At 49.1% G+C, this 6,401-nt stretch carries 5 protein-coding genes, 1 pseudogene and 2 riboswitches; of the genes and pseudogenes, 3 read left to right on the top strand and 3 right to left on the bottom strand.

Annotated features, from left to right (window positions below; all coding sequences use genetic code 11):
- Both AC5V8P_RS22295 and gcvH read right to left on the bottom strand, forming a co-directional pair.
- Positions 1-530 (bottom strand): PTS transporter subunit EIIC (locus AC5V8P_RS22295; RefSeq protein WP_495473874.1); only part of this gene is annotated, 530 nt, incomplete at its 3' end.
- A gap of 424 nt (positions 531-954) precedes the next feature.
- Positions 955-1,353, bottom strand: coding sequence for a glycine cleavage system protein GcvH (gene gcvH / locus AC5V8P_RS22290; protein WP_063212059.1), 399 nt, complete (start codon positions 1,351-1,353; stop codon positions 955-957).
- Between the two features lie 392 nt (positions 1,354-1,745).
- A riboswitch (glycine riboswitch) is annotated at positions 1,746-1,845 on the top strand.
- Positions 1,846-1,942: riboswitch (glycine riboswitch) on the top strand.
- A 79-nt stretch (positions 1,943-2,021) separates the two neighbouring features.
- Here gcvH and gcvT point away from each other — a divergent pair.
- The 3 genes from gcvT to gcvPB all read left to right on the top strand — a co-directional run bounded on the left by gcvT (position 2,022) and on the right by gcvPB (position 6,096).
- Positions 2,022-3,122 (top strand): glycine cleavage system aminomethyltransferase GcvT, encoded by a 1,101-nt coding sequence (gcvT, locus tag AC5V8P_RS22285; protein WP_064796834.1) that lies wholly within the window; start codon positions 2,022-2,024, stop codon positions 3,120-3,122.
- A 125-nt stretch (positions 3,123-3,247) separates the two neighbouring features.
- On the top strand, positions 3,248-4,603 hold the full coding sequence (gcvPA, locus tag AC5V8P_RS22280; RefSeq protein ID WP_064796835.1) for an aminomethyl-transferring glycine dehydrogenase subunit GcvPA: 1,356 nt from the start codon (positions 3,248-3,250) through the stop codon (positions 4,601-4,603).
- Positions 4,600-6,096, top strand: coding sequence for an aminomethyl-transferring glycine dehydrogenase subunit GcvPB (gene gcvPB, locus AC5V8P_RS22275; RefSeq protein ID WP_064796836.1), 1,497 nt, complete (start codon positions 4,600-4,602; stop codon positions 6,094-6,096). Before gcvPA ends, gcvPB begins: the two co-directional genes overlap by 4 nt.
- A 127-nt stretch (positions 6,097-6,223) precedes the next feature.
- Here the strand turns inward: gcvPB and AC5V8P_RS22270 are convergent.
- A pseudogene (locus AC5V8P_RS22270) lies at positions 6,224-6,401 on the bottom strand (phosphoenolpyruvate--protein phosphotransferase); the annotation flags it as partial.

Raw genomic sequence — 6,401 nt, 5'->3', positions numbered from 1 at the left:
AGAAACTGTACCCCTGCCGACAATACTTGGCTGATGGTTTGTACGACCGGACCGATGCCCACATGAGCGAGTAGTGCTAGAATGGCACCGATAATCCCAGCCGAGAAATTATTGACCAGCATTTCAAAACCGGATTTGACTTTGCCTTCAACGGCCTTATCGAACTTCTTCAATATCCATGCAGCCAGCGGACCAGCTACCATTGCGCCCAGGAACATCGGGATATCGGCCCCCACAATGACACCCATCGTCATAATGGCACCGATCACACCTCCACGCTGTCCGTGAATCATTGTGCCTCCTGTATAACCAATTAACAGCGGCAGCAAATAATTTTTCATTGGATCAACCAGTTGTGCAAAACCCTCGTTCGGGAACCACCCGGTCGGAATAAAGAGTGCTGTAATTAATCCCCACGCAATAAAGGCTCCCATATTCGGCATAACCATACCGCTGAGAAAACGGCCAAAACGTTGTACGGCGACACGAGCGCCACCGCTTGAACTGGACTTTGTGTCCACTGTGCTCATATTCATATCCTCCTTGTGAGTAAATAGCATCACTACCTTTTCTTAAAATTCATACTAAATGACAGCGCTATCTTCATCAACGAAATGAAAACGTACTTTCGTCATGAACGTTGATGACAACATTTAAATTTAAAGTAACGCCAAGGCATTATACCTGCATAATTCTTCTTAATATGGCCGATAACAATAGAAATTAGTCGAAAAAACATGGTTGTAAATCTGCATATTTTTTAATGGGACACCCTTCTAAATCTGAGGAAGTGACGTAATTACGCCTTCTAAAAAACAACAAAAAAATAGCCGCTATGTCAGATCATAGCGACTATTTTATACAAAAACCGAGCGGACTCACGATGCTCTTATTTAATTCAAGATCCATACAGAAAATCAAAATAAAAGGTAGTAATTCATGCTGTATTACTTATTACTGCTCATCTGAAATCAACTGTTCGTACTGCTCCGCAGACAGCAGCTTGCCCACAGCTTCCTCGACATCATTGTTCAATTCTACTTCGATCATCCAACCCTTTTCATAGGGAGATTCATTCACCAGTTCAGGTGTGCTTTCCAGAGCTTCATTCACTTTCATAACGGTTCCCGCCACCGGGGCAAAAAGATCGGAGACTGTCTTCACCGATTCAATTGTGCCGACCTCCGCCCCCTGTTCAATCGTTGTTCCCACCCCAGGTAATTCCACAAAAACAATATCACCCAGTTGATGCTGTGCAAAGTCTGTAATGCCGATTCGCAACGTTCCATTCGCTGTGCGCTGAACCCACTCATGTTCGTCTGTATACCAAAGTTCCTGTTTCACTTCACTCATCCGTTTCGCCTCATTTCCACATGAATAAAATGCTTTTGATCACTTGTATTAGACAGGTTAAGATTATGACAACAAGAACATCCATGTCAATAATACTAACAAAAATACTTCATACCAACCTATATAGCATAGTCTATCAAAAATAATAACTTGTAACAAACGCTTACATATCCTTATTTATACATTAAATGTTTTTCATATTGTTTCATATGACATTTTTATTGACATTTTGAATGAATTTGCGTATTAATGGGTTATAGCAAATGCTTTTGGAAATACATCGACAACTGCAAACGCGGATGAACGCGGAGGGAGAGACTGCCAAAAGGATTCTCATAGCTGTTGTCGTTTGTGAGACAGTTATGCACGCGAATCGGATCCAAGTTGTTACCTGCAAGACCGGGTAGCATACCATTGATCCAAAAGGTAGCGCCGAAGGAGTAAACTTGCATTGCAGGTGAATCTCTCAGGCAAAAGGACCTCTGCCGGACGCATCTCTGGAGAGCATTCGCGATTAGAGCGGATCACCCAAGGGGAAACCCGGTACATGCCGGGGTAACTTTCTGGTATCAAGGACAGAGCTGAAAAAAGAGTATGGACCGCCGTCTATACGTTTCTTTCAGCCTGTCTTTTTGTTTTGGCCGATTACACTGGATAGGAGTGGAAAAATGTCTAATTTGCGAAGAACACCACTATATTCGTCCTACGGGACGCAACCCGGAGTTCGTTGTATTGACTTTGGCGGATGGGAGCTCCCCGTTCAGTTTAGCGGCATCCAAAAAGAACATGAGGCCGTCCGCCAACGCGCGGGTTTATTCGATGTCTCGCATATGGGCGAGTTTTTGGTTGAGGGCAAAGAAGCCGAGGCTTTTTTGCAGCGAGTAACCACAAATGATGTCAGCCAGTTGGAACCGGGTCAGGCACAATATTCACTCCTTTGTTACCCCGACGGAGGCGTAGTGGATGACTTGCTTGTATATCGCAAAGGACCAGAGCGCTACATGCTCGTTGTGAATGCTTCCAACATCGACAAAGATTGGGATTGGCTTATTCGCCACGCACCTGCATCGGTTCATCTGGAGAATGTGTCTGACGCAATAGCATTGCTGGCATTGCAAGGACCAGAAGCAGCACGTATTGCCGCTGCCGCAACAGATACAGATATAACGAATCTGGCATCTTTCCGATTCCAGGAGAACGTGCAATTGTTTGGAGCAAAAGCGCTTGTCTCGCGAACCGGATATACCGGCGAAGACGGCTTTGAATTTTATATACCTGCTGAGGAAGCACCTGCCGTCTGGGATGGTTTGCTTCGTTGCGGTGAGTCGTATGGGCTGATTCCTGCTGGACTTGGTGCTCGCGATACGCTGCGCTTTGAGGCGCGGCTGCCGCTGTACGGGCAAGAGTTATCTGCGACCATTTCACCGCTTGAGGCTGGTTTAGGTTTCTTCGTCAAGCTGAACAAAGGAGATTTTATCGGCAGGGAAGCACTGCAACGCCAGAAAGAACAAGGAATTCCTCGCAAGTTGATTGGGCTGGAAATGATGGACCGCGGCATCCCGCGCGCTCATTATCCGGTATTTGCTGAAGGCCAACACATCGGTGAGGTCACCACCGGCACCCAATCGCCCACCTTGAAGCGCAATCTAGGGCTGGCCCTGGTGGACAGTCGTTATAGTACCCTATCTACACCGCTGGAGGTCGAAATTCGTGGTAAACGCCTACGTGCGGAGGTGGTCGCAGCCCCCTTTTATAAACGGCCACGCTGATCTTAAACTCTCTTCATTCCTGAAAAAACGATCATATCGTATATGAAATTCTGGATTTTCCAATTCCGTTTATGTATTAGCTAATTTATTATCTAAATTTTGCTTTTCGAAAGGAGCCAGAACCTATGAAGCAGCATCGCTATCTCCCCATGACCGAACAAGACCAAACCGAAATGCTGCGTGTGGTAGGCGTATCATCCATTGATGAGCTATTTAGTGACATTCCAGAGGCTATTCGATACCAAGGAGAACTCCCTCTTTCCTCTCGGCTCGACGAAAGAGCCTTAACCCGCCACATGGCCAGACTGGCCGGACACAATGCCAATACAGATACACATGCCAGCTTTCTTGGTGCAGGCATTTATGATCATCATATTCCGTCCGTTATCCAACACATCACCTCACGATCCGAATTTTACACAGCCTATACCCCTTATCAGCCGGAAGTAAGCCAGGGCGAGCTGCAAGCCATCTTCGAGTTCCAGTCGTATATTTGCGAATTGACAGGCATGGCTGTAGCTAATGCCAGTATGTACGATGGGGCGACAGCTCTGGCGGAAGCAGGCTCATTGGCTACCGCAGCCACGCGCCGTAAACAGCTCATCGTATCAAGGTCTGTCCATCCAGAGGCACGTCAGGTATTGGCAGCCTATGCACGCGGATTGGATTTGGACATCGTGGAGATTGGCTGTTCAGACGGCGTAACGGATGTCGATGCGCTAGCCGCAGCTATATCGGAACAGACAGCGGCTGTTTTGGTTCAGAGCCCCAACTTTTTCGGAGCCGTCGAAAATTTGAAGCCGATGGCTGACCTCATCCATGCGCAGCAAGGGCTTATGGTTGTCAGTGCCAACCCACTGGCGCTTGGCTTATTGGAGGCGCCTGGCAAGCAAGGCGCAGATATTGTGGTAGGCGACGCGCAGCCGCTTGGGATCTCGTCCTCCCTCGGCGGTCCGACCTGCGGTTACTTTGCCGTTTCACAGGCGCATATGCGCCGTATCCCTGGTCGTATTGTAGGCCAAACCACAGACCGTAACGGCAAACGCGGTTTCGTGCTGACCTTGCAAGCGAGAGAACAGCATATCCGCCGCGAAAAGGCTACCTCTAACATTTGCTCCAATCAAGCGTTGCTTGCTTTAACGGCATCAGTGTACTTGTCCGTCATGGGAAGACAGGGTATCCAGGAAGTAGCCGAGCTGAATGTGCATAAAAGTCGCTACGCATTAGAGCAATTGCTGAGCTTGAAAGGCATAACTGCCTCGTTTCATGCACCGACCTTTAATGAGTTTGCCCTTAGACTGCCTGAAGGCACAGATATGAGCAAACTTCAGGACAATCTGCTGGCTGCCGGATTTATTGCAGGCTATGATTTGGGCCGGGACTATCCGGAGCTTGCTGGTCATATGCTGATTGCCGTAACGGAGCAAAGAACCAAAGAAGAGATCGACCAATTTGTACACACCTTGGAGGGATTGCTATGACACACGCCGGACAGGATCAGAAACAAGAGCTGTTGCAGGAACACGATCAGGCGCTCATTTTTGAATTGAGCCGTCCGGGTCGCATCGCCTATTCCCTTCCTGAGTGCGATGTCCCTCGTCGCCCGGTAGCAGAGCTTTTGCCAGATTACGCGCTGCGCAGCGAGCCTGCGGCACTACCCGAGGTATACGAAGTAGATGTTATTCGCCATTATACCGCCCTGTCCCAGCGTAATTTTGGCGTCGACAACGGATTTTATCCGCTTGGCTCCTGTACGATGAAATACAACCCGAAGGTGAACGAGGATGTCGCCCGTTACGCAGGCTTTGCTAAAATCCATCCCTATCAGCCGGAGGGTAGCATCCAGGGTGCTATGGAGCTGCTGTATACGCTCCAAAACGATCTGGCTACGTTGACTGGCATGGATGCCGTCACGCTTCAGCCCGCTGCTGGCGCCCATGGCGAATGGACCGGGCTGATGATGATCCGCTCGTACCACGAAGCACGTGGTGAGCGACGTACCAAGGTGCTCGTGCCGGATTCCTCGCACGGAACGAACCCCGCCAGTGCAACTGTCGCGGGCTTCGAAACAGTCACCCTACCCTCCACCCCAGAGGGGCTGGTGGATCTGGATGCGCTGCGTCAAGCCGTAGGCAACGACACCGCTGCGCTCATGCTGACCAATCCAAACACGCTGGGCCTGTTTGAGAAGCAAATTACTGACATTGCCGCGATCGTGCATGACGCAGGTGGTCTGCTTTACTATGACGGGGCAAATTCCAACGCCATCATGGGAATTACCCGCCCCGGGGATATGGGCTTCGATGTGGTGCATCTCAATCTGCACAAAACGATGAGCACCCCTCACGGCGGAGGCGGCCCTGGCGCGGGACCTGTCGGCGTAAAGCAGCGACTGATTCCCTATTTGCCCAAGCCGCTTGTTGTACGTGATTCGCAGGGGATGTACCGCTGGGACCGGGAGCAGGGAGATTCTATTGGACGGGTCAAAGCCTTTTACGGCAACTTTGGCATTCTCGTCCGTGCCTATGCCTATATCCGCAGCTACGGTCCTGATGGCTTGAAGCGAGTATCCGAATGCGCTGTACTCAATGCCAACTACATGATGCATCGGTTGGCTCCGCATTTTGACCTGCCTTACCCTGGGCATTGCAAACACGAATTTGTCATGTCAGGGCGAGGCTTGAAGAAATTTGGAGTGCGTACGCTGGATGTAGCCAAACGATTGCTTGATTTCGGTTATCATCCACCTACCATTTATTTTCCGCTAAATGTAGAGGAATGCATCATGATCGAGCCGACGGAAACAGAAAGCAAAGAGACGCTGGATGCTTTTGTCGACACTATGATTCAAATTGCGCGCGAAGCCAAGGAGAATCCTGAGCTGGTGCTCAATGCACCCTATACCACTCCCGTCACACGCCTGGATGAAACCACTGCAGCCCGTAAACCTGTGTTGAATTGTGCATGTAGTTAAAAATAAATTTGACCTAGTCACCCAAAGCATACAAAAAAGCCGGTATCTGTTTAGATACCGGCTGCTGTATGTATACAGCAATTTTTGTTGGAAAAAGATATAACCTTTGAAAATGTGATACCCTTCCTTATGCTTCGATGCTTTGAACCAATTCAACAACTTGCTCAGCTGTTTGCATATCCAGAGCTTTTGCAGCCAATTTCTCCATGTCTGCACGGGACAATTTGGAGATTTGGCTACGTGCTGGCAGAATGGAAGTTGCGCTCATGCTGAACTCATCAAGTCCCAGACCCAGCAGCAACGGA

It is taken from the genome of Paenibacillus sp. N119s (assembly GCF_059447605.1).
The sequence above is the reverse complement of the archived record's forward strand: the minus strand, read 5'-3'. Positions and strand labels throughout refer to the sequence as shown.